Source organism: Lentibacillus daqui (assembly GCF_027186265.1).
Lineage (GTDB): Bacteria > Bacillota > Bacilli > Bacillales > Amphibacillaceae > Lentibacillus_C > Lentibacillus_C daqui.
This window is the reverse complement of record NZ_CP114176.1, coordinates 3,416,182-3,439,473: the sequence shown is the minus strand read 5'-3', so window position 1 is coordinate 3,439,473 and position 23,292 is coordinate 3,416,182. Positions and strand designations below refer to the sequence as shown.

The 23,292-nt window shown below is 42.3% G+C and carries 22 protein-coding genes and 1 pseudogene; 21 read left to right on the top strand and 2 right to left on the bottom strand.

Annotation, left to right across the window (positions count from 1 at the left end):
- Window positions 1–27: 27 nt before the first annotated feature.
- The 15 genes and pseudogenes from O2S85_RS17145 to O2S85_RS17075 form a co-directional block, all read left to right on the top strand.
- A complete protein-coding gene (locus O2S85_RS17145) occupies window positions 28–999 on the top strand; it encodes a nuclease-related domain-containing protein (protein ID WP_269410499.1) in 972 nt (323 codons plus the stop codon).
- A 4-nt stretch (window positions 1,000–1,003) separates the two neighbouring features.
- On the top strand, window positions 1,004–1,192 hold the full coding sequence (locus O2S85_RS17140; protein ID WP_269410498.1) for a hypothetical protein: 189 nt from the start codon (window positions 1,004–1,006) through the stop codon (window positions 1,190–1,192).
- Window positions 1,193–1,363: 171 nt separating this feature from the next.
- The gene (prfA, locus tag O2S85_RS17135) at window positions 1,364–2,434 is read left to right on the top strand and encodes a peptide chain release factor 1 (RefSeq protein WP_269410497.1); all 1,071 of its coding nucleotides are present in this window, start codon (window positions 1,364–1,366) and stop codon (window positions 2,432–2,434) included.
- Between the two features lie 13 nt (window positions 2,435–2,447).
- A complete protein-coding gene (prmC, locus tag O2S85_RS17130; RefSeq protein ID WP_269410496.1) occupies window positions 2,448–3,299 on the top strand; it encodes a peptide chain release factor N(5)-glutamine methyltransferase in 852 nt (283 codons plus the stop codon).
- A 148-nt stretch (window positions 3,300–3,447) separates the two neighbouring features.
- Window positions 3,448–4,077, top strand: a complete 630-nt coding sequence (gene spoIIR, locus O2S85_RS17125; protein WP_369419614.1) for a stage II sporulation protein R — start codon at window positions 3,448–3,450, stop codon at window positions 4,075–4,077.
- 73 nt (window positions 4,078–4,150) lie between these two features.
- Window positions 4,151–4,600 (top strand): GNAT family N-acetyltransferase, encoded by a 450-nt coding sequence (locus tag O2S85_RS17120; RefSeq protein ID WP_269410495.1) that lies wholly within the window; start codon window positions 4,151–4,153, stop codon window positions 4,598–4,600.
- A gap of 153 nt (window positions 4,601–4,753) precedes the next feature.
- Window positions 4,754–5,917, top strand: coding sequence for a GNAT family N-acetyltransferase (locus O2S85_RS17115; RefSeq protein WP_269410494.1), 1,164 nt, complete (start codon window positions 4,754–4,756; stop codon window positions 5,915–5,917).
- Window positions 5,918–6,021: 104 nt separating this feature from the next.
- Window positions 6,022–7,047, top strand: a complete 1,026-nt coding sequence (locus O2S85_RS17110) for an L-threonylcarbamoyladenylate synthase (RefSeq protein ID WP_269410493.1) — start codon at window positions 6,022–6,024, stop codon at window positions 7,045–7,047.
- A gap of 123 nt (window positions 7,048–7,170) precedes the next feature.
- Window positions 7,171–7,725, top strand: a complete 555-nt coding sequence (locus tag O2S85_RS17105) for a manganese efflux pump MntP (protein WP_269410492.1) — start codon at window positions 7,171–7,173, stop codon at window positions 7,723–7,725.
- 319 nt (window positions 7,726–8,044) lie between these two features.
- Entirely contained in the window at window positions 8,045–8,653 is a 609-nt protein-coding gene (locus O2S85_RS17100; RefSeq protein WP_269412629.1) for a low molecular weight protein arginine phosphatase, read from the top strand.
- A 27-nt stretch (window positions 8,654–8,680) separates the two neighbouring features.
- A complete protein-coding gene (locus O2S85_RS17095; protein ID WP_269410491.1) occupies window positions 8,681–8,848 on the top strand; it encodes a hypothetical protein in 168 nt (55 codons plus the stop codon).
- Between the two features lie 48 nt (window positions 8,849–8,896).
- Window positions 8,897–9,334 carry a ribose 5-phosphate isomerase B gene (gene rpiB, locus O2S85_RS17090; protein WP_269410490.1) on the top strand — a complete coding sequence of 146 codons (438 nt, stop codon included), beginning with the start codon at window positions 8,897–8,899 and terminating at the stop codon, window positions 9,332–9,334.
- A 136-nt stretch (window positions 9,335–9,470) separates the two neighbouring features.
- A complete protein-coding gene (locus tag O2S85_RS17085) occupies window positions 9,471–10,019 on the top strand; it encodes a TIGR01440 family protein (protein WP_439649418.1) in 549 nt (182 codons plus the stop codon).
- An 81-nt stretch (window positions 10,020–10,100) separates the two neighbouring features.
- The gene (gene glyA, locus O2S85_RS17080) at window positions 10,101–11,354 is read left to right on the top strand and encodes a serine hydroxymethyltransferase (RefSeq protein ID WP_269410489.1); all 1,254 of its coding nucleotides are present in this window, start codon (window positions 10,101–10,103) and stop codon (window positions 11,352–11,354) included.
- Window positions 11,355–11,518: 164 nt separating this feature from the next.
- Window positions 11,519–13,079, top strand: a pseudogene (locus tag O2S85_RS17075) (IS1182 family transposase); the annotation flags it as partial.
- A 164-nt stretch (window positions 13,080–13,243) separates the two neighbouring features.
- On the opposite strand, the gene O2S85_RS17070 reads toward O2S85_RS17075, so the two are convergent.
- Both O2S85_RS17070 and O2S85_RS17065 read right to left on the bottom strand, forming a co-directional pair.
- The gene (locus O2S85_RS17070; protein WP_269410488.1) at window positions 13,244–14,044 is read right to left on the bottom strand and encodes an ABC transporter ATP-binding protein; all 801 of its coding nucleotides are present in this window, start codon (window positions 14,042–14,044) and stop codon (window positions 13,244–13,246) included.
- 255 nt (window positions 14,045–14,299) lie between these two features.
- Window positions 14,300–15,262, bottom strand: a complete 963-nt coding sequence (locus tag O2S85_RS17065) for an iron-hydroxamate ABC transporter substrate-binding protein (RefSeq protein ID WP_269410487.1) — start codon at window positions 15,260–15,262, stop codon at window positions 14,300–14,302.
- 222 nt (window positions 15,263–15,484) lie between these two features.
- Between O2S85_RS17065 and O2S85_RS17060 the strand changes: the two genes are divergently transcribed.
- The 6 genes from O2S85_RS17060 to O2S85_RS17035 all read left to right on the top strand — a co-directional run bounded on the left by O2S85_RS17060 (window position 15,485) and on the right by O2S85_RS17035 (window position 23,134).
- On the top strand, window positions 15,485–16,474 hold the full coding sequence (locus O2S85_RS17060; protein WP_269410486.1) for a FecCD family ABC transporter permease: 990 nt from the start codon (window positions 15,485–15,487) through the stop codon (window positions 16,472–16,474).
- Entirely contained in the window at window positions 16,471–17,493 is a 1,023-nt protein-coding gene (locus O2S85_RS17055; protein WP_269410485.1) for a FecCD family ABC transporter permease, read from the top strand. Before O2S85_RS17060 ends, O2S85_RS17055 begins: the two co-directional genes overlap by 4 nt.
- A gap of 20 nt (window positions 17,494–17,513) precedes the next feature.
- Complete coding sequence (locus tag O2S85_RS17050; protein WP_269410484.1) at window positions 17,514–18,527, top strand: NAD(P)/FAD-dependent oxidoreductase; 1,014 nt, start codon at window positions 17,514–17,516, stop codon at window positions 18,525–18,527.
- Between the two features lie 252 nt (window positions 18,528–18,779).
- A complete protein-coding gene (gene upp / locus O2S85_RS17045; protein WP_269410483.1) occupies window positions 18,780–19,409 on the top strand; it encodes a uracil phosphoribosyltransferase in 630 nt (209 codons plus the stop codon).
- A gap of 81 nt (window positions 19,410–19,490) precedes the next feature.
- Window positions 19,491–20,624 (top strand): non-hydrolyzing UDP-N-acetylglucosamine 2-epimerase, encoded by a 1,134-nt coding sequence (wecB, locus tag O2S85_RS17040; RefSeq protein WP_269412627.1) that lies wholly within the window; start codon window positions 19,491–19,493, stop codon window positions 20,622–20,624.
- Window positions 20,625–20,809: 185 nt separating this feature from the next.
- Window positions 20,810–23,134, top strand: coding sequence for a S8 family serine peptidase (locus O2S85_RS17035; RefSeq protein WP_269410482.1), 2,325 nt, complete (start codon window positions 20,810–20,812; stop codon window positions 23,132–23,134).
- The last annotated feature ends 158 nt before the right edge of the window (window positions 23,135–23,292 follow it).

Genomic DNA, 23,292 nt, shown 5'->3' with positions numbered 1-23,292 from the left:
ATAGATAATCAAAAGGATGTGACCGAATTGACTTCAAAACCCAATATTGAAACGGACTACCTTTCCAAGATATTAGCCTTGGACCGGCGAACAGCCCCGTTTCACCCGATAAAACCTCGACTCCAAGATCAGATAAAAAAGGAGCGTACAGGTATCAAAGGTGAATCTGCATTAACCTTTCCCCTGAAATTTCTGCCCGGTGAAGACATTTCCATTTTCCATAATCCACGGTTGCCCGATGGAAATGATTATTTTGAAATTGACAAACTCCTTTTATCCAAACAATACATTCTGATGCTGGAAGTGAAAAATTGGTATGGCACCTTATACTTTGACGGAGATAGACAAGTCCTCAGGGTTGGTGACGATGGTCGGGAAGAAGGCCTGCCAAATCCAATTATTCAAGTCAAATTGCAACGGCATCGACTGCAAAAGTGGCTTCGAATGTATAATTTTCCCCACGTACCAATACTATATTTCGTTGTAATCAGTTTTCCCAGCACCATCATCAAACCGCTTTTTCCACAAAGTACGGTTCCTAATGAAGTGATCTACAGTAAATCATTACCATTTCATATTCATGAACAAAATCACATATACACAAACCAGGTTTTAGACCAAAGAACATTTCAACAGATTTTTGATCGCATTCAAGCGGATCATACACCACCGAAAGCGGATGTTTTAAAGAAATTTGGCATTAGCAAAAACGAATTGATCAAGGGTGTATTTTGTCCTGAATGTGCTGCCAATCCGATGAAAAAGGAACATAATAAATGGCTTTGTCCGCAGTGTCATCACGCTTCAAGAAGTGCACATTTACAGGCACTTCATGATTACAAGCTATTAATCGGGGATACCATAACTAATCAGGATGCACGGGAATTTTTACGAATCGATTCATCTCATGTCATGAAACGTATCTTACAAAAGGAGGGATTTCCGGTTAGTGGGAAAAACAGATGGCAAAAGTATACCCTAGATTTTGGGGATCGCTGATAGAATGGAAAAAATCGCTGATATAAGCATGAAAACCGCTGATACAAAGGTCAAAACCGCTGATAGAATGCCCAAAACCGCTGATACAAAGGCCAAAACCGCTGATACAAAACTCAAAGCCGCTGATAAACTGACTTTAAATTCGCTGTGCATAAGCAATGTCCAATTTGTGAGCATCAAAATCGCCGTATAAATGCTTATCCGCACGGGGATCCCTATCTGAACTGCTGTCAGCGGAAATGGTAGGACAAATGCACCGCCCCTCTGTCCCGTCCCCCGTCTCACTCTTAGTTCCAAAACAATTTTGACCTCCCACCCTGAGTATAATATAATTAGACTGTTAATCTGAAAAGAGGTGGACGTGATGTTAGACCGTTTACAATCATTGGAAGATCGTTATAATAAATTGAACGAGTTATTGAGTGATCCAGAGGTTATAAATGATACAAAAAAATTGCGGGAGTACTCTAAGGAACAGTCTGATTTGCAGGAGGTTGTGGATACGTATCGCAACTATAAAGATATAACCTCCCAGCTAGAGGATGCCAAGGCAATGCTGGATGATAATCTGGATGAGGAAATGGCGGAGATGGTCAAGGCAGAAATTGCTGAACTGACCGATTCCAAAGAAGAGCTGGAAGAAAGATTAAAGGTATTGCTGTTACCAAAAGATCCGAATGATGATAAGAACGTTATTATGGAAATTCGTGGTGCTGCTGGTGGTGATGAGGCGGCATTATTTGCTGGCGATTTATACCGGATGTATTCGCGTTATGCGGAATCGCAAGGGTGGAAGACAGAGGTTCTAGAGGCACATACGACCGGGGTTGGCGGCTACAAAGAAATCATTTTTATGATCAATGGTACAGGTGCGTATTCTAAATTGAAATATGAAAATGGAGCCCATCGCGTGCAACGGGTGCCGGAAACCGAATCCGGCGGAAGAATCCATACATCAACGGCGACGGTGGCTGTTTTGCCGGAGACAGAAGAGGTAGAAGTGGAAATTAATGAAAAGGATATTCGCGTCGACACGTATGCATCCAGCGGCCCAGGGGGACAGAGCGTTAATACGACGATGTCCGCTGTCCGGTTAACCCATGAGCCGACGGGAATTGTTGTTTCCATTCAGGATGAAAAGTCACAAATTAAAAATAAGGAAAAGGCAATGAAAGTACTGCGCGCACGGATTTATGACAAATATCAGCAGGAAGCACAGGCTGAATATGATGAATCGCGTAAATCGGCAGTTGGTACAGGAGACCGGTCGGAGCGGATCCGTACGTACAATTTTCCACAAAACCGAGTGACAGATCATCGAATTAATTTAACGATTCAAAAACTGGATCAAATCTTGACTGGAAAACTGGATGAAATTATCGATGCTTTGTTGATCGAGGAACAAACTAAAAAATTGGAACAGATTGGTGAATAAGATGGAACAGCCCATGAAACAATACGAAGTCCTAAAGCGGGCTTCGCTTTTTTTAGCAGATCATCAGCGAGAAGAACATGTTGCGCAAATTCTGTTGCAACATTATCTCGGTGTGTCAAGGACCAAATTTTTTGCGGGCATGCAAGAGACGGTTCCGGAGCCAGTTAGAGAACAGTTTGAAAAAGCAGTTAAAGCTCACGCAGCAACCGGCATTCCTGTCCAGCATTTGCTTGGGTATGAAATGTTTTATGGCCGCAAATTTAATGTTAATTCGGACGTGCTAATCCCCAGGCCGGAGACAGAAGAACTGGTACAGTATGTGATCGGTCAAATAAACAAACATGAAAAAAAGCCGTTAACGATTGCCGATATTGGTACCGGTAGTGGCGTTATTGCTTGCACATTAGCACTGGAGCTGCCACAAGCAACCGTGTATGCGACAGATATTTCCGAAGCAGCATTAACGGTTGCCAAACAAAATGCCGGGAACCTCCAGGCAAACATTACATTTTTACAGGGGGATTTTTTACAACCGCTGATCGACCAACAATTAAAAGCGGACATCATCGTCTCGAACCCGCCATATATCGCTGAATCCGAGAAAACAAGCATGTCTGATACGGTAAGACAATATGACCCGGCGCTTGCTTTATTTGCGGCGGACAATGGGCTGGCAGCTTACCGTTCGATTGTAAAGTCACTGCCGAATGTACTAAAGGAACAGGCACTGGTGGCGTTCGAGATCGGTTATCAGCAGGGGAAAGCAGTTCAACAGCTGATTTTGCAACAGTTTCCAAAGAGTGAAATAGCCATTATACCGGACATTAATGGTAAGGATCGAATCATTTCCACGAAAATCAGTTAGGGACAAGGCTCGCGTTTGGGCATGTAGTCTCCTGGATGGATAAATCAAATACCAATCTATTAACAAATAAAATTTTTACCAGAATACTAGTTTAAAAACATTTTTCTAAGCCCATACTGGTTGTAAATCCAATCGGAAAGGGCTGGAAATGATGAAGAAGCTAGTATTTTTTGTATTTGCTATTATAATTATTTTCTTATTGATGCCAACCAAAGGCATGTTTCAACAAGCAAGTAATGATCAGGGATATCAGGTCATTCCGGATGATGCCATTCGACTGCGGATTTTGGCAAATAGTGATGGCGATGGGGACCAGAAAGTTAAGCAGACAGTACGTGATGCGGTGAATAAATCAATTGCCGGATGGGTTGAGAACATTGCTGACATTGATGAAGCGCGGAAAGTGATACAAGGGAAACTGCCGGAAATTGAGCAGATCGTTGAAAACGTATTGGAAGCGGAAAATGCATCACAATCATTTCAAGTGGAATACGGGGAAAATGTATCGTTCCCGGCAAAATTATACGGCAATTATTTGTATCCTGCCGGGGAATATGAGGCCGTGTTAATTACCCTTGGAGAAGGGGAAGGTTCCAATTGGTGGTGTGTATTGTTCCCGCCGTTATGCTTTTTGGATTTTTCCAGTGGAACGACGGTTGCTGAGGCCTCCAGTGCGGATCAACAGGATGACAAGGTTGAAAAGAAACAACAGAAGGAAACAGATGATGATGAGGTCAAGGTGAAATTTTTCTTGTTTGAATGGCTTGGTTTGTCATAGATTCATGTTCTTTTGCATAAAATCATAGAAAAGAACCATGCAAAATCTATTACATTTAATAGAGGTGATAAACATGAATCTAGTAGCGACAAAACATGTGTCAATAGAAAAGGTGGAACATTTTTTACAACAAAACCGGGATGTTAATGGAAATGCATTAATGCAACATGGTTATGTGGTTGAAATCGAGCAACAAATTGAAGGTTGTTTTATTCTGGAACCGATGGAACCGGGTGTTTATTGGTTAAAACAGCTTCATGTTACGAAAAAGTGCGCCCCTTCACTTGCGGTACTGTTGGAATCAGTACTGGCCATTGCGAAACAGCGACATGCCAAAAGTGTATATGTCCACAGCCATCAGCCGGTTGTTGATTTGTTGCTTGATGCATTACAGTTTCATCCACAGAAGAAAAATGAATTTGTGGATAGTCAACAAATGAAGGAAGGCAATTGGTGGGTATATAACGTATCAAAAATGAGTTATTCACAAGATCGCGTGGATAACACGAATATCAGCTGTTGATATTGTGCATAACTTAACATATTACACCAAACCTGTGGATAACTTCCGCAGGTTTTTTCTTTTTCATGGATTAATTAAACCACCAAAATCGCACAATGTGGACAAAAATGGTATGATGATGAAATAGTTGAAACATACATAGGTGGGGATATTGTGGAACACATTGAAACATTAACTGAGGCTGATTTTGATGCTGTTTTGGCGCTGGACCAATTTGCATTTCAAAGTGAGCTGTCGGCGGATGAATTATCCGAAGAAAAAGAAAAAATAAAGCAGGACACCATTTGGGGATGGAAGGAAGATGGACAGCTGGCGGCAAAAGTACATCAGATTCCATTATCCTGTTACATAAATGGAAAAGCGTTTGCGATGGGAGGTATTGCCGGAGTAGCGTCATGGCCCGAATATCGCAGGCGGGGCATGGTTAAACACTTGCTTTATCACGCATTGGTAAAGATGAAGGAAAATGGACAAAGCATCTCCCTTCTTCATCCGTTTTCGTTTGCATTCTACCGCAAATATGGCTGGGAGCATGCATTTACGAGACAACATTATTCACTTCCGATGAAGCGGCTAAAGAAAAAATGGAACCTTTCCGGTGGTTATGTACGTCGCATTGGGCCGGATATTCCATTACTTCAGCAGATTTATTCCGAGTATGCCAGCACCTTTAATGGCATGCTTGTCCGGGATGAGGCATGGTGGAGGCAGCGGGTGTTGACAAAAAAATATCAAATTGCTGCTACCTTTAATCGTCAGGATGAGCCTGAGGGATATATTATTTATGATGTAACAAGCAACATTTTCACCATCAAAGAATGGGCATATGTCAATGTACAGGCACAAAAACAATTATTGCATTTTATTGCCAACCATGATTCCATGGCCGATAAGGTTGAACTGACCGTACCTGAACGGGATAACCTGCCATTATTGCTAGATGAGCCTCGATTTGAGCAGAAACTTACTCCTTATTTTATGGCGAGAATCGTTGATGTACAGCAATTTTTACAGGAATATCCATTTCAAGACGAGGGAGAATTCACACTTGTTGTCAGTGATGAATTTTTCCCGGAAAATAGTGGAACCTATCAACTGGATATAGCAGCTGGACAAACAACTGTAAATATGGATGAACAAGGGAACGATACACAGGCTATTCATTGCTCGATCCAGCTATTGACATGTATGCTATTAAATTTCCGGCGCCCGAAAGACTACTATCAGGCAGAACTTATAGCAGGAGAACTTGAAGCTATTGAACGACTGGAAAAACTAATCCCTAACAGGCAAACATTTCTGTCAGACTTTTTTTAAGAGTTTATGGACATCACCTGTGCATAATGTGGATAAATTTTATTGCTTGTGGATAAGCATTTTGATAAAGAGAGATAGATTTGTGGAAAAGAGGTCGACATACGATGGAAACAAAACGTTGGAATGCTGTAGATAGTGGCAATCAACAAGGGATCGATGAAGCGGCGGGACTGCTGCAAAACGGAGAGGCAGTGGCTTTTCCGACCGAGACAGTCTACGGGCTTGGCGCGGATGCAACAAGTGAAACAGCGGTAGCAAAGATTTTTGCAGCGAAAGGACGCCCGGCGGATAACCCGCTCATTGCCCATGTTGCAACCAAAGCGCAACTGCAACAATTAGTATCCACAGTCCCGACATTTGTGGATAAGTTGATTGATACATTTTCTCCCGGTCCGTTAACATATATTTTACCTAGCAACGGAACTTGTGCAACCAATGTAACAGCGGAACAATCCACAATTGGGGTAAGGATCCCGAGCCATCCGGTTGCCCAGCGGCTTTTGCGAAAATGTGATTTGCCAATTGCTGCGCCTAGTGCTAATCTCTCCGGCAAACCGAGTCCGACAACAGCTGATCACGTGTGGCAGGATCTGAATGGAAAAATAGCCGGTTTGCTTGATGGTGGTCCGACAGGTGTTGGCGTGGAGTCGACGGTCATTGATTGCACCAGTGAAATTCCAATTATTCTGCGCCCCGGCGGTGTGACCAAGGAACAGCTGCAAGAAGTTATTGGCGATGTCATGGTTGATCCGGCACTGGCAAATGCGGTTGGCCGGCCGAAAGCTCCCGGCATGAAATATCGCCATTATGCACCAGAAGTTCCGATGTGGCTCATTGAAGGCCCGGCGGAAAAATTGGCTGAAGTTATTGCCGAGGAACGAGAGAATTACGCGAAGATTGGTGTGATAGCAAGTGAGGAAACGTCTGAACGACTATGTGCCGATCAAGTCATTTCCCTTGGCTCAAAGGAATCATTAACGGATATTGCTGCTCATATTTATGATGCATTACGTACCTTTAAAGAGGGGGATGTGGATTTGATTGTATGTGAAGCATTCCCGGAAAAAGGTATTGGTCTGGCAATCATGAACCGGTTGAAAAAAGCAGCAAGTGTTTACGTTCCGGCGTAATGATAAGGTTGTGATTCAGGATAAGGAAAAGCGTTAGTGACAATTAGCCAAAAAACCTATCTCCAGCATAAACCACTTCGGACACGCATATTTATCTAATAGCATGTCCGAGGGGGGTTGAGGATGGCGGTATATCATATCGGCCAAATTGTCTCATTAGTATTTATGTCATTTGCGCTGGGGATGGATGCATTTTCTGTAAGTTTAGGAATGGGAATGCAGCAACTAAGACTTAAGCGAATTGCCTTTATCGGACTTGTTGTCGGCATCTTTCATATGATCATGCCATTCTTAGGGATTATAGTCGGAAAAGCAATATCTGTGCAAATTGGCCAGCTGACCACCCTGATTGCCGGCATGCTGTTAATTGCGATTGGTTCACAGATGGTTTTCACCGCCTTTAACCACGAAGTCAAAAAAATTGTTAAGCCCGCGGGAATCGGGCTGCTATTTTTTTCTATAAGTGTGAGTATGGATAGTTTTTCGGTTGGGTTAAGTCTGGGGATGTCAGGTGTAAAGACAGCAATAGCTTTATTGCTCTTTGGGGCAGTTAGTATGGTATTAACCTGGATCGGTCTTATCGTTGGGAAAAAGGTTCACGGCTTGATCGGTGTGTATGGTGAAATATTAGGTGGCAGTATTTTATGCGGCTTTGGATTAAACCTGGTGTTTGGCTAGGTCAATAGTTGGCGTATTCTGGGTTGAGCTGGGATATGTGCTGATTTGAATCGTGCAATGTGTGGAAAAATGAACGGGTACCGGTGATGCAGTGGTACTCGTTTTTTTACTTCACTTTTTTCTGACATTTACTGCTTCATGTGTTATAGTTTGAGTAGAGATTAACTTTGCTAAATAATCTGGAAGTAAAATAAAAAACAGCTTTGTGGGTAACTTCTCCTCCTCGAACATCTAATGTTGCTGGATATCAGGTTGGGGCGGTAAAATGGAATATGTTTGGAATACCAATAACATCCTCAATAACGGAGGTTTCTTTTTGATGAAAATCTTGTTTGTCTGTACCGGAAATACGTGCCGCAGTCCAATGGCTGAAGCATTGCTGAAAGCTAAATACCCACGGGCAGAGGTGCAATCGGCCGGGGTTTTTGCGGGAAGAAATCAACGTGCTAATCAAACAGCGATAGATGCGCTAAAACTTCAGGGGATTTCGTTGGATCATCGTTCGCAGCCGGTTTCCGAAAAGCTGTTGAACTGGGCTGATTTAGTACTGACCATGACAATGCAGCATAAACAATCCCTCATATTACAGTACCCTGATTATCAGGATAAATATTTTACACTAAAGGAATACGTTTCAGATGCGGATAGGAAAATTTGGCAGGAATTAAAACGGGCATATGCAGATTATGAACAAAAGCGAATCATCTTCATGCAACAGAACCAGCACAAACTGGATAAGGAAACACTTGAGCAAGAAGTAATGAAACATTTGCAGGATGACCTTCGACGTATCCAGCAGATGGAGGCCAGCTTAATCAATTATGATATTTCCGATCCGTTTGGCGGAGACTTGCAAGTTTATCAAAACACCCTTCATGAACTAGATAAACATGTCGATCTATTAATTGGGAAAATAAAAAACGACTAATGATAGCATGTAAGGGAGATGCAAGAGATGAAGCCGAGCTATCGCTTTAGCCTAAGATGGAACCTTGTACTGTTTACAACGATTTTGGCGCTTATTACGTATTCTTTTACCGCAGTATTTATTTATGTTGTCTATGATTCTATCCGTCCGTACTGGTCAATTCCCCAGCAATGGTTTATCATTATGACATCATAGTTAATGCGTGCGTGATAAACAACGCAGGCAAAGAAAGAGGTGATAGCAATGAAGGTCATTTTAACTGCTGATCATGCGGGGATGACGATTCGCAATGAAGTAAAAGATTTATTGGATGAAATGGGAATTACCTATGAAGATACGGGCTGTGATTGTCAGGGATCCGTTGATTATCCGGATTATGCACTGCCTGCCGCTGAGCGTGTAGCAAAGGGTGAATTTGACCGTGGTATTTTTATTTGCGGAACTGGGATTGGTATGACGATCGCGGCTAATAAAGTAAGCGGTATTCGTTGTGCATTGGCCCATGATGTATACAGTGCCAAATTAACCAGACAGCACAATGATTCCAATGTTTTGGCAATGGGAGAACGCGTCATTGGACCAGGGCTTGCCAGGGAAATTGCCAAGGTATGGCTGGAGACGGATTTCGATGGCGGACGTCATGCCAACCGGATTGGTAAAATTACTGCGTACGAGGGATAAAACGGGTCCGATTAATCATTATCATCCGAACCATACAAATTTTAAAAGGAACAAATGGAGCCGAACTGACCCCATTTGGTTTACAGCTAAGTAAAACTAGCAAATATATACTTTCAAAAAGAGGCGGTGATCACAATTGGCTGATTTGCACCAGCAAGTTCATGACGATATGGAAGCTGTTGTTGATGAATGGTTAAATAACGGATATGTAAACGATGGGGATTTGTTTGTGATTGGCTGCTCCACAAGTGAAGTAATCGGTGAACATATCGGAACAGCTGGCAGTGAGGAGATCGCAGCAATTATTTTTGAGCAGTTGATAAGGCTCCAGCAGGATAAACAGTTGCAATTAGCGTTTCAATGTTGTGAGCATCTGAATCGGGCTTTGGTTGTGGAAAGAAGTACAATGAAAGCACACCGGCTGGAGGAAGTCTCGGTTATACCGCAGCCAAAAGCAGGTGGATCGATGGCCTCTTATGCGTATAAGCATATGCAAGATCCAGTAGTTGTTGAAATGGTTGAAGCAAATGCAGGTATCGATATTGGTGAAACAATGATTGGGATGCATCTGAAACGAGTAGCTGTACCATTACGTTTAAATCAGCGGCATGTCGCAAGTGCACATCTGTCAGCCGCCCGCACCCGTCCAAAATTAATTGGCGGTGAACGGGCTGTCTATAAATAATCATACCAGGGTGAAATGGAAGGGGAGTTATCTGAATTCCCACATATATCTGGTATAAAAATTCACACAGGGGGTTATCAAATGGAAACAACAACATCTGTAACGACATTGAAACAGACGGATCAGGAGCTTTATGAAGCAATCGAGAATGAGAAACAACGCCAACAACAAAAAATTGAATTAATTGCTTCGGAAAATTTTGTATCAGAAGCGGTTATGAAGGCAATGGGCTCTGTTTTAACTAATAAATATGCGGAAGGCTACCCTGGTAAACGGTACTATGGCGGCTGTGAGTTTGTAGATGTGGCCGAGAATTTAGCCCGTGATCGTGCCAAAGAATTATTTGGTGCCGAGCATGCGAATATTCAGCCACACTCCGGGGCGCAAGCGAATATGGCAGTATACTTCTCTGTTTTGGATCCGGGTGATACCATCCTGGGCATGAACTTGAATCATGGTGGTCATTTAACCCATGGCAGCCCGGTGAATTTTAGCGGGAAGTTATATAATGTCGTTGATTATGGCGTGGACAAAGAAACGGAGAAGCTTGATTATGATGCCGTTTTAGCCAAAGCAAAAGAGGTGCAGCCAAAATTGATCGTTGCTGGTGCCAGTGCTTACTCCCGGACGATTGATTTTGTTAAATTCAGGGAAATAGCTGATGCCGTTGATGCTTATTTGATGGTCGATATGGCTCATATTGCCGGATTAGTTGCAGCTGGGTTGCATCCAAATCCAGTTCCACACGCACACTTTGTGACAACCACTACACACAAAACGTTGCGTGGTCCACGTGGCGGTATGATTTTATGCAAAGAGGAATTTGCCAAAAAGATTGATAAAACCGTGTTCCCGGGTATTCAAGGTGGCCCATTGATGCACGTTATCGCCGCCAAAGCCGTATCGTTTAAAGAAGCATTATCTGATGATTTCAAAGCATATGCCAACCAAATTATTAAAAATGCCAAAGTTCTTGGTGAGGCATTGACAAATGAAGGCATCCGTATTGTCTCCGGTGGTACCGATAACCATTTATTATTACTTGATGTGACACCGCTCAAACTAACCGGAAAAGTAGCGGAGAAGGTACTGGATGATATTGGTATTACCACCAATAAAAATACCATTCCGTTTGATACAGAAAGCCCGTTTGTTACCAGTGGACTTCGGATTGGTACAGCTGCCGTAACCACTCGTGGCTTTGCAGAAGAAGAAATGAAAGAGATTGCTGCCATTATTTCACTTACATTAAAACACCATGAAGATGAGGCAAAGCAAAAAGAAGCAGCAAAACGCGTTAAAGCATTGACAGATAAGTTTCCGTTATATGCTTAGTAAAAAGAGGCTGGGACAAAACTCCAGTAAATAAAAATTAAGGCGTAGGAGCTTACACTAAAAAAGTGTAGGCCCCACGCCTTTTTTGACATTATTTTAGTAAACAAAAAGGACACCTTTTGATAAAATTAAAGTGACCAAACAATAATTTTGGAGGTGTCCTTATGTTTAAACATTATACCATGAATCAGGTAGTTTTGCCGCTAGATTTAGAAATTAAATTGAAAGAGAATGATATTGCTTTTGCGATCAATGATCTTGTCGAGAGTATTCCCGAAGAGGTTTTCGATGACTTTATACGACAAACCGGCCGTCCTGCATACCATCCTCGCATGATGTTGAAAGTCATTTTGTGTGGGTATACGCAATCCGTGTTTTCTGGTCGTAAAATAGAAGCTTTATTACAGGATAGTATCCGCATGATGTGGTTGGCTCAAGGACATGAACCCAGCTATCGCACGATCAATCGATTCCGTTCTAATCCACACAGCGAAAAGTTATTGCGTGAATGCTTTGTCCAGTTCCGAAATCAGCTCGTGGAAAAGGAATTGATTGAAGAGGAAGCCATTTTTATTGATGGTACAAAAATTGAAGCGAACGCCAATAAGTTCACCTTTGTGTGGCGGAAATCCGTTGAAAGATATAGTGATAAGCTAATCGAAAAGTCCAATCAACTGTATGATGAGCTGTTGGAGAAGGAGATCATCCCGGCAATAGAGCGAGAAACAGAAGAGGAACTTTCCGTTAAAGAAATGGAAGAAGTAGTCGAAAAGTTAGATGAAAAGGTTGAGGAATACGATAAAAAAATCGAAGCTTGTGAAGTTGGTAGCGAACGAAAGAAAATCCGTTCCGAACGTAAATTTCCAAAACAAGCTCGCAAGCAGTTTAACGATTTCATCACTCGTAAGCAAAAGTATCAAAACGATATGGAGATTTTTGGTGATCGCAATAGTTACTCAAAAACGGATCCAGATGCGACGTTTATGCGCATGAAGGATGACTACATGAAGAACGGTCAATTGAAAGCTGGTTACAATGTCCAGATTGCAACGGAAGGTCAATACGCGCTCGCTTACGATGTTTTCCCAAACCCGACGGATACACGCACTTTAATTCCTTTTCTCGACTCGATTGAAGAAAACTTTTTCGAACTGCCGGAACACATTGTCGCGGATGCCGGATATGGCAGTGAACAGAATTATGAAGATATCATCGAGAATCGAAATCGAACGCCACTTATTACATACAATCAATATCGAAAGGAGAAGAAAAAGAAGCATAAGAACAACGCTTTTCATGTAGATAATTGGGAGTATAATGAGGACGAAGATACTTTTCTGTGCCCAAATGGACGGAAAATACGGTTTAGTCATCATTCCAAACGAACAGACAGGTACGGATTCACCCGTGAATTTAAAGTGTACGAATGTGAGGACTGTTTGGGCTGTCCACTCCGCGATTTATGTACGAAAGCAAAAGAAGGAAACAACCGAAAAGTCTACATGAATGAAAAGTGGGAGTCCCAAAAAGAATATGTACGTACGAAGCTTTCAGACGAGAAAACTGGTGAAATTTACGGAAAACGTAAAATTGATGTAGAACCAGCGTTCGGTTTCTTGAAGGCTAATTTGGGTTTTACTCGTTTTTCTGTCAGAGGAAAACAGAAGGTGAAAAATGAATTAGCCTTCGCATTGATGGCGGTGAATTTGAGAAAAAAAGCCGCCATTAACGGTAAAATAGTACCGGGAGATGGAGAAATTCCTCAAAAAAGGTTCCAAGCAAATTTTTTATTGCTTGGAACCTTTTTATTTACTATTTTTGGCTAGTTATGTCCCAGCCTCTTTTTATCACGGTGATTTTTATAGATGTCGATAATGTCGGATGAAATGTTAATTCGCAAATAAACAACGGCCTTTGCCATGCGGAATACACATTGGTGTACCAAACCTTGGGTCATATGTTACGTCACATTTCATTTGGAAAACCTCATGTACTAGATTACAAGTTATTATTTCTTCCGGCTTGCCCTGATCAAAAATCTTTTTATCTTTGATTGCTACTGCATGATGTGCATATCTGCTGGCAAGGTTTAAATCATGCAGTACCATAACAATGGTGCGTCCGTCCCGCTCGTTTAAATCAAACAATAAATCCAACACATCAATTTGATGGGTCATATCCAAATAAGTCGTCGGTTCATCCAGCAAAATAGTATCTGTCTGCTGGGCTAGTGTCATAGCTATCCATGCACGTTGACGTTGCCCGCCCGATAATGAATCAACGGTTCTGTTTTTAAGTTCTATGGTATTTGTCGACTGAAGTGCCTGATGAACAGCATCTTCATCTGTTTTAGACCACTGTTTTAAAAATCCGCGATGTGGGTGTCTGCCAAGTTTAACAAGTTCGTAAACTGTTAGTCCTTCTGGCGTTACCGGGCCTTGCGGTAAAATTGCCATGTTTTTGGCGACCTCTTTTGTCCCAAGTTTGGCAATGTCTTCACCGTCTAATATGACATTACCTCCCTTTGGCTTTAATAAACGTGCTAAAGAACGCAATAATGTAGACTTCCCGCAACCATTACCGCCAATGAACACGGTGATTTTCCCTTTAGGTATGCTTATATTTAAATTTTCAATGATGATATTGTCACCATAGCCCAGCGTTAGATCCTCTGCGTTCAACGTTTGCATTTGGAATCGCTCCTTTTTATAGTGCATAAGGATAAAGGGGACCACATTTTTATCAGTTTTTGAACAAAAAGGATACATTCATGCGTTATTCCGCGTACACCTTTGTTCAATCCCTTACACACATATATCTAATATATATGTTTCGTAAACCAGATTTCATTACCTTAAGTTTATTGGCTTTTTGGACGTTAGTCAATGGAACCAACCTAGAGGGAACTTGAATTCGCCAACGCTAAAGGATCCTAGTAATAATTGTTATTTTTCCTTTAGGGCTTTGACGATGTCATCTATTGTTTTTTCTGATGCCAATAATCCTTGATTAGTCCAATTGCTTGGGTCTTGAAGGTGGTAAACATTCCCTTTTTTAACGGCCGGAGTGCTTTGCCAGACAGTGCTTTTATTTAGCGTTTCTACTCCCGATTCTCCTTTTTCCGCTAGCAAAAATACATGATCGGCATCCAGTTCAGAGAGTTTTTCAATGGACATTGGGTTCCATGCTGTTTCCGCATCGCCTAGTTCTTCAATTAGTGCCGGAACCTTTACACCTAATTCAGAATATAACACTTCTGCACTGTGGCGGTTATGTTCAAACACAAAATATTCATCGCCTGATACCCAAATAACTGCAGCCGTCTCATCTCCAATGGCATCCTTTACTTCTTCGCTTGCCTTGGCTACCTTATCTTTATATTGTTTCAACACTTCTTTCGCCTTATCTTCCTTGCCAAATAATTTGCCAAAGGTTTCTAATTGCTTTTGCCAGTTATCTGTCGTTTCCTTGTTCATGACATACGTTGGGGCAATTTTGTTATAATCTTCGTAAGAACCCTTATAACTATCCAGGTTATTTTCTAAAATAATCAAATCCGGATCTTGATTTAGTACTTGTTCCAAAGGAAGATTCCATTCGATGGACGGTACATCCTTTAGCTCCGGTTCCAGGTAGCCTTGTACACTTTTTCCTATTGCCCACTTGGCAACAGGTGTGATACCTAGCGCAAGTAATGTATCCTCATGATATGGCGCAATAACGTGTTTCGCTTCCTTAGGCATGGTTACTTCGCCCTTTTCGGAATCTAGCGTTACTTCGGAACTTGTATCTTTATCCTGTTTATCGGGAGCTTCGGATGATTCTTTGTTTCCACAGGCAGAAATAATGAATAACAAACCAATTGTCACACAGAGAAAAAGCAATCGGTATTTATCATTTAATTTCATATGTAGTCCTCCAATATGTTATGATAATTTCATGTTCACAATGGTAATGATAATCATTTTCAATTGTTAAGTCAATTTTTAACTGCCAGTAAAACTTCTACTGATTGAAGTTTCATTTTATCTGTCATATTACACCTTTAAGCGTGACTTATTTTTGGCTCGATTCATCACTCTCGATAGAAATAGGGGAGGAATATGTTTTCTATAATTCAACAATCCAATATGATAAGAATCTTCATCAACCTAATCGCATTAGTAGCTATGCTATTTTCTATAGGTCTGTCTGTTTCATACGGAGCAATTGATATAAAGTTGATGACAGTCTGGCAGGCTGTTTTTGACTTTCAACCAGATTTGTCAACCCATCAGGTTATTCAGGAACTCCGTTTGCCCCGTGCAATTGCTGCAGCACTAATCGGTGCTTTTTTGGCAGTTGCCGGTTCGGTTATGCAGGGAATGACACGAAATCCTTTAGCTTCCCCATCCATTTTGGGGGTTACTGATGGAGCTGCCTTTGCTCTTGTTATTTCTTTGGCTTTCTTCTCCAACATATCGAATTTGGGAATGAACCTGGCCTCATGGATTGGGGCAGGAATTGCTGTTGTACTCATATTTATGGTCGGGTCTTTTTCAAAAGATGGTTTAACCCCGGTCAAACTTGCTCTTGCAGGGGTTGCTATCGGGATGATGCTTCGTTCTGTTTCATCGATGATTGCTTTGCATTTTCAATTGGAAAAACAGATGGGATTTTGGTTGGCGGGCGGTCTGGAAGGAACAAACTGGTCTTCTGTTAAAATGCTATTCATTTCCGGTATTATTGGTTTTCTTCCGGCAATTGCTATATCCAAATCGATTACCGTGCTAAGCCTTGGAGAAGACATTGCAACGGGACTTGGGCAACGAAATATTGTTATTAAGGTAATTGGCATTCTTTCCGTGCTTATCCTGACGGGAGCAGCTGTTTCTGTTGCTGGTGTTGTTGGTTTTGTCGGACTTATTGTGCCACATATCACACGTTTTATTATGGGAACGGATTACCGATGGATCATCCCTTCAGCTGCTATTTTTGGTGCCTTATTGCTCGTCCTGTCCGATGTCGTAGCGAGGGTGGTCAATGCACCATTTGAAACACCGGTTGGCGCAATCACTTCACTTATTGGTGTGCCTTTTTTCCTTTACCTGGCTCGCGGTAATGGAGGTGGAAAATCATGAACACGACGGAAGCGGGGAAACAAAGAAAATTTCTACTTATTATGATGCTGCTCATCGCTTTACTGATTATCTTGTTTTTTATTAGTTTAAATACCGGTGTTATCCGTATTTCACCGGGTGATGTACTAAGAACATTGTTACATAATGGAACAGCACGGCAGCAATTAATCCTGTTTGATTTTCGTCTGCCGGGAATTTTGCTTGCTTTGCTTATTGGGGCAGGTCTCGCAGTATCTGGTGTTATTTTGCAAGGGGTGACCCAAAATGAACTTGCTGATCCGGGGATTTTGGGAATCAATACCGGCGCTGGACTTGCCGTCATACTGTTTCTATTCTTTTCCCAAAATCGTCTCGATACATCGGGTACTTTTTCTATTTTCATGATGCCTTTATTTGCTTTACTGGGAGCTCTTGGTGCAGCCATATTAATCTATGGATTAGCATGGAAAAAGGGTGTAAACCCAATTAGGCTGGTATTGGTTGGGATCGGGGTTAATGCTGGTTTTAGTGCATTACTGGTCATTTTTCAATTGAAGATGGATCCGCAAAATTTCCGACAGGCTACCGTCTGGCTATCCGGAGACATATGGAATGCGAATTGGAGCTTTGTATTGGCGCTGTTACCCTGGATGCTTATTCTTATCCCATTGGCACTGTTCAAAGCCAATGCATTAAATGCTATGAATCTTGGTGATGGTATTGCATCGGGACTTGGAGTATCTGTCGAAAAAAACCGGGTAATTCTGCTGTTCATTGCTGTAGCTCTTGCCGGCGCTGCAGTTGCGGCCGGAGGGGCAATTGCCTTCTTAGGTCTGGTTGTCCCGCACATAGCCAGAAAGATCATTGGTCCATTACATCAATACATTATTCCGATTTCAACTTTGATTGGGGCATTGTTGTTAATGATTGCTGATACGGTTGGCAAAAACATTCTGGCACCTGCTCAAGTACCTGTTGGAATCATTGTTGCGATTATAAGCGCACCTTATTTTATTTACCTGCTTATGAAAGCGAAGTAATTGATTGGAGGAAGCTTCATATGACAAAACAACAAGAACTTTATGATATAACCATTATTGGAGGAGGCCCCATCGGACTATTTACAGCTTTCTATAGCGGAATGCGGGAAATGAAAACAAAAATTATTGAATATCTACCGTTTTTGGGCGGGAAGGTTTCCTATTTTTATCCGGAAAAAATAATTAGGGATGTTGGTGGAATTCCTGCCAAATCCGGGGAACAATTTACTGAGGATTTGATAAACCAGGCCAAAACATTCCATCCAGACATTGTCCTAAAGCAACAGATCACGGGGATGGAAAAGCAAGTGGATGGGACGTTTATCTTAACGAGCAGCAACGGGGAAAAGCACTTCACTAAGACTGTTGTGTTGGCCACCGGATTTGGCATATTAAGCTCCACAAAATTAAATCTTCCCCATGCTGAAGAATTTGAAAAAACAAACCTTGACTATTGTTTCAGCAAGATGGAAAATTACCGTGAAAAAAACGTTCTTATTTCAGGTGGAGGAAACTCAGCAGTCGATTGGGCAAATGTGCTGGAGCCAATCGCCAAAAAAGTTATTGTTGTTCATCGCAAGCCAACATTTACCGGGATGGAAAGCAGTGTAACAAAAATGCTGAATTCTACTGTGGAGGTATTAACGCCTTATGAATTGTCCGAGTTAAAAGGCTCAAACGGCCAGTTATCCAGTGTTGTCTTGAAGCATGTTGAGAATCAGGAAGTTAAAGAAGTCTTGGTTGATCGTGTTATTGTCAATCATGGATTTCAGATTGCACTAGGTCCGATAGCAAATTGGGGCATGGACATGGATAACGGGACAATTCAGGTAGACCATACGATGGCCACATCCATTCCGGGAATATTTGCAGTTGGAGATATCGCGGCTTATCCCGGCAAACTAAACTTGATCGCCGGAGGGTTTAACGAAGGTCCAATTGCGGTCAATCATGCCAAGCAGTTTATAGCACCGAAAGCAAACCTTGCTACCATTTTCTCGACCAACTATGCACCGTTATTGGACAATGATTAATACAGGTTACTTCTTACAACACACTTGAAACATGGTCCGTTTTTCAGTACAATTTTAAGGATAACTAATATAGGAGTTGAGTTCAAAAAGGAGGATAAAAAGGACCGAGAAGTTCAAGGCGGCGCAGCTTTGAGCACCGGAGTGTACATAAAAAGGTACATGAGGAGCGGAAAAGCAAGCCAACGAAGAAATTCGAAGTGTCATTTTTACCGGACTTTTTGAACATCCACTACAAAGGAGTGATCCGGCTTTATGGGAAATATACATGTACTTGATCATCCGTTAATTCAACATAAATTAACGTACATACGAGATAAAGAAACAGGGACAAAGGAATTTCGCGAGCTTGTTGATGAAGTGTCGATGTTGATGGCATTCGAAATTACCCGTAATCTTCCACTGCAAGAAATTGAGACGAACACTCCGGTGACTACAGCAAAAACAAAGGTGTTGGCAGGTAAGAAAATCGGCCTGATTCCAATTTTGCGTGCAGGCCTTGGGATGACCGATGGAATGCTCAATTTGATTCCGGCTGCCAAGGTTGGTCATGTCGGGCTTTATCGTGACCCGGAAACACTTAAACCTGTCGAATATTATATTAAATTACCATCCGACATTTCCGAACGTGAGCTTATCGTGATTGACCCAATGCTTGCTACTGGCGGTTCGGCAAATGATGCCATCCATTCGTTGAAAAAGCGTGGCGCAAAACAAATCCGGCTGATGTGTTTGGTTGCCGCTCCAGAAGGCGTGAAAAAGATTCAGGAAGAGCATCCGGACGTGGATATTTATTTGGCAGCACTGGATGAAGGACTGGATGACCATGGCTATATTGTTCCGGGACTTGGTGATGCCGGTGACCGGTTGTTTGGTACGAAATAGGTTGGAGTGAGGAACTTGACAAAACATGGCAATGTAATGGCGACCCAACAGCTTGAGCCGATTCCAGGGCTAAACAACGACCTGACAAAGCGTATTAAAGTCATGACCATTTTCGGGACAAGGCCGGAAGCAATTAAGATGGCTCCGCTTGTTTTGGAGTTGGAAAAACGAACAGAGCAGTTTGAATCTATTGTAACTGTTACAGCACAACATCGGGAAATGCTTGATCAGGTATTGGAGATTTTTGCTATCACTCCGGACTATGATTTAAATATTATGCAGCAAAAACAGACCCTCGCCCAGATTACCACCCGGGCATTGGAGGGTTTGGATCAAGTAATGAAGGAAACATCGCCGGATATCGTCCTTGTTCATGGAGACACAACGACTACATTCGTCGCGTCCATTGCCGCTTACTACAACCAGATCGCGGTAGGTCATGTGGAGGCTGGGCTAAGGACGTGGGATAAATATTCTCCATACCCCGAGGAAATGAATCGGCAGTTAACCGGTGTGATGGCCGATTTACACTTTGCTCCAACGGAAAAGGCAAAACAAAATCTGCTGAACGAAAATAAACCGGTGGAGCGTATTTTTGTCACTGGAAACACAGCCATTGATGCGTTGAAAACTACGGTTGATAAAGCATATAGCAGTCCGATTTTGGATCAGCTCGGTAATAAACGGTTGGTGTTGGTGACGGCACATCGCCGGGAAAACCTTGGGGAAAACATGCAGCACATGTTCCGTGCAATCAAGCGGTTGGTGGAAACACATGAAGATATCCATGTGATTTACCCAGTTCACTTAAACCCGATTGTCCAGCAAACAGCTGCTGACATTCTCGGAAATGATGACCGGATTACCTTGATTGAACCATTAAGTGTTGTTGATTTCCATAATTTCGCTGCCCGCGCACACTTAATCATGACAGACTCAGGCGGTGTGCAGGAGGAAGCGCCATCGTTGGGTGTTCCTGTACTTGTACTGCGTGATACCACCGAGCGCCCAGAAGGAATTGCAGCAGGCACGTTAAAATTAGCAGGTACGGATGAAAATAATATTTTTACCCTGGCAAATGAACTGCTTTCCGATAGGGATGCTCATGACCGAATGGCTAAAGCAGCAAACCCGTATGGAGACGGACATGCTGCCAGCAGAATCGCCGAAGCAATGGTACGCTATTTTTCTCAAACAAAGGATGGATCCAGTTGATTGGCTGGGTTCATTTTGCGTTATAAGGGGAGCTTCAGTCCGGCTTCAGCTCGGTTTTAGCCCCGGGTGCCCCTCCAAACGCGTGATCATCTATGATAAAAAATATACCGCAAAACAATTTTCTTCAAACCATGCATGATTTCCCCACTTATTCCAAAAAATAAGGTGAAAAAGGGGACTTCTTCATGCACAAACTATTTGCCATCCTGACGATTATGTTCATCTTCATGGTGTCCTGGCAAACCAATGTACCGGCACATCCTGGTAATGAACATGATGAAAAATCACGCTTTCACGATCATGATGATGATAAAACATCAATCATTATCGAAGTGAACGGGGATGCGGCTAAACACAAAAAGTATATTGAAACATATTATCCTTCCGTTGAAGTGGTTGCTACATATAAGAAGCTTTTTCATGGATTGGCACTCCGAGCTGATCCGAAAAAGCTTTCGAAAATGAATTCACTTGATTTTATAAAAGCGGTTCATCCGGTTACGACATACGAGACGAATGATTTATCAGTGAAAAATCACTCGGAAAAACATGTATCATTAAAAGATAGATTTTTGAATTTTAGCAAGAAGCCTGACCATGATAAAGATAATCAGAACATAAATGATGACACATTAAAAAATATCGATACAAATGCTGTTCTGCCTGGTGACCTTAACGATACATCTTATACAGGTAAAGGAGTGACGGTCGGTATTATTGATACAGGGATAGACTACCATCATCCAGATTTAAAAAGTAATTATAAAAAAGGGTACGACATGGTTGATTTGGATGATGATCCCATGGAGACGATTCCTTCACAGGGGATGCCAACTTTTCATGGAACGCATGTTGCTGGGATTATTGCAGCGGATGGCGAATTAAAAGGAGTGGCGCCGGATGCTGAGATTCATGCGTACCGGGCATTGGGACCAGGTGGACAAGGGACCTCGATTCAGGTAATTGCGGCACTGGAACAGGCGGTGGATGATGGAGTAGACATTGTCAATTTATCATTGGGAAACACGGTAAATGGTCCGGATTATCCGACGAGCATTGCTGTTAATCGCGCTGTTGAACATGGGGTTGCAGTTGTGATTGCAAATGGTAACAGCGGCCCGGATCATTGGACAGTCGGATCTCCGGCAACCGCTAGCAAAGCACTGTCTGTCGGTGCGTTGTCTATGCCGCAATCATTGCCATTTTTGTATGAACCAACGGAAGATCAATCATTGTCGATGATGCCGATGCTTGGCTCACCAACATGGGGTTTGGATACTGATTATCCGGTTGCTCTGATGACGGGGAAAGACGATAACGTTCGGGGCAAAATCGCCTTGATGAAACGTGGCAAGATTCCATTTTACAAAAAAGCAAAAATGGCTGAAGAAGCGGGGGCTGAAGCAGTCATCATTTATAATAATGAAAAAGGGTCTTTCCAAGGTTCGGTGGAAAATGACCAAGACCCGGTAGGTATTCCGGTTGCTACTGTTACACAACAGACAGGAGAATGGTTACGGTCTAAAATGCCAAAAGATCGGCTGTATCTGGAAACGAAATATCAAGAAACCGGGGAAATGGTCGCTGATTTTAGTTCGCGTGGGCCGGTAACTGTTGATTGGGATATTAAACCGGAAGTCATCGCCCCGGGCGCAAATATTTTAAGCACAGTACCGGATGGGTATCGTGAATTACAGGGGACGAGCATGGCAGCACCACATGTGACCGGTGCGCTTGCCCTATTGAAGGAAGCACATCCTGATTGGTCGGTTGCCAAATTGGAAGGAGCACTGAAGACAACCGCCCTGCCACTGGAACAAAAAGATAAATTAGCTGATCCAATCGAACAGGGAATGGGACAAATTCAGCCCGATCAAGCCATTAACACGGGTACTATTATTGATAATCCGTTATTGTCGTTTGGGAAAATAACCGGTCAGAGCCGGGATAAGACGGTTAATCTTGTTATCGAAAACACGACAGATCAAGAGCAAAGTTATTCGTTTGATATCCCCAAGGCGGAAAAAGGACTGCATTTTCAACTGCCGCAAACGTTTGCCGTTCAACCGCACGACCGCAAAAAGGTGCAGGTGAAATTGGGTGTTACAAGTCATTTGCTGGACAAAGGTGTCTATCAAGGCTGGCTAACGTTGCGTCAAGGAAAACAAGCTTATCATCTGCCATATCTTTTCGTGAATCAATCGGCTGATTATCCAAAAGCAATGGGATTTGATTTAACGTTGAAGCCACTTTCGGAGGATAGTTACAAGTATCAATTGTATGTCACTGATCCGGCGAAACGGGTGGAGGTACAGCTATATGATGCTGGAACATTGTTATACGATCGCCCCTTTATCACTATTGATGAACCTAAAGTAGGGGTAAATGAAGGCGAAATGACCAAGCGCGATCTTGGTAAACCAGGGACATATAAAGCGTTAATCACCGTAGAAATGGAAAATGGCGAATATGAAAGCTATGAGACGGAATTGGAAATTGGAGAAAAATGAAGGGTTATTCGCCCTTCATTTTTTGATAGGGAGAGAATATAATTTTTCCCTTGTTCACAAAACTGTCATAAAAACGCGCCAAAATGTCCTTTATATCCTTTATAATGAAAATAAATCAACTGGTTGCTCCCGGAATGATTGCGAAATGACTGCTTCAA

Bases quoted from the DNA above. Each gene is read 5' to 3' on its own strand.
- rpiB (WP_269410490.1), top strand. From the start codon at position 8,897: ATGAAGGTCATTTTAACTGCTGATCATGCGGGGATGACGATTCGCAAT.
- prfA (WP_269410497.1), top strand. From the start codon at position 1,364: ATGTTAGACCGTTTACAATCATTGGAAGATCGTTATAATAAATTGAAC.
- O2S85_RS17140 (WP_269410498.1), top strand. From the start codon at position 1,004: ATGGAAAAAATCGCTGATATAAGCATGAAAACCGCTGATACAAAGGTC.
- O2S85_RS17065 (WP_269410487.1), bottom strand. From the start codon at position 15,262: ATGAAATTAAATGATAAATACCGATTGCTTTTTCTCTGTGTGACAATT.
- glyA (WP_269410489.1), top strand. From the start codon at position 10,101: ATGGAAACAACAACATCTGTAACGACATTGAAACAGACGGATCAGGAG.
- O2S85_RS17095 (WP_269410491.1), top strand. From the start codon at position 8,681: ATGAAGCCGAGCTATCGCTTTAGCCTAAGATGGAACCTTGTACTGTTT.
- prmC (WP_269410496.1), top strand. From the start codon at position 2,448: ATGAAACAATACGAAGTCCTAAAGCGGGCTTCGCTTTTTTTAGCAGAT.
- O2S85_RS17120 (WP_269410495.1), top strand. From the start codon at position 4,151: ATGAATCTAGTAGCGACAAAACATGTGTCAATAGAAAAGGTGGAACAT.
- O2S85_RS17050 (WP_269410484.1), top strand. From the start codon at position 17,514: ATGACAAAACAACAAGAACTTTATGATATAACCATTATTGGAGGAGGC.
- O2S85_RS17105 (WP_269410492.1), top strand. From the start codon at position 7,171: ATGGCGGTATATCATATCGGCCAAATTGTCTCATTAGTATTTATGTCA.
- spoIIR (WP_369419614.1), top strand. From the start codon at position 3,448: ATGATGAAGAAGCTAGTATTTTTTGTATTTGCTATTATAATTATTTTC.
- O2S85_RS17060 (WP_269410486.1), top strand. From the start codon at position 15,485: ATGATAAGAATCTTCATCAACCTAATCGCATTAGTAGCTATGCTATTT.
- O2S85_RS17055 (WP_269410485.1), top strand. From the start codon at position 16,471: ATGAACACGACGGAAGCGGGGAAACAAAGAAAATTTCTACTTATTATG.
- O2S85_RS17110 (WP_269410493.1), top strand. From the start codon at position 6,022: ATGGAAACAAAACGTTGGAATGCTGTAGATAGTGGCAATCAACAAGGG.
- upp (WP_269410483.1), top strand. From the start codon at position 18,780: ATGGGAAATATACATGTACTTGATCATCCGTTAATTCAACATAAATTA.
- O2S85_RS17070 (WP_269410488.1), bottom strand. From the start codon at position 14,044: ATGCAAACGTTGAACGCAGAGGATCTAACGCTGGGCTATGGTGACAAT.
- O2S85_RS17100 (WP_269412629.1), top strand. From the start codon at position 8,045: ATGAAAATCTTGTTTGTCTGTACCGGAAATACGTGCCGCAGTCCAATG.
- O2S85_RS17035 (WP_269410482.1), top strand. From the start codon at position 20,810: ATGCACAAACTATTTGCCATCCTGACGATTATGTTCATCTTCATGGTG.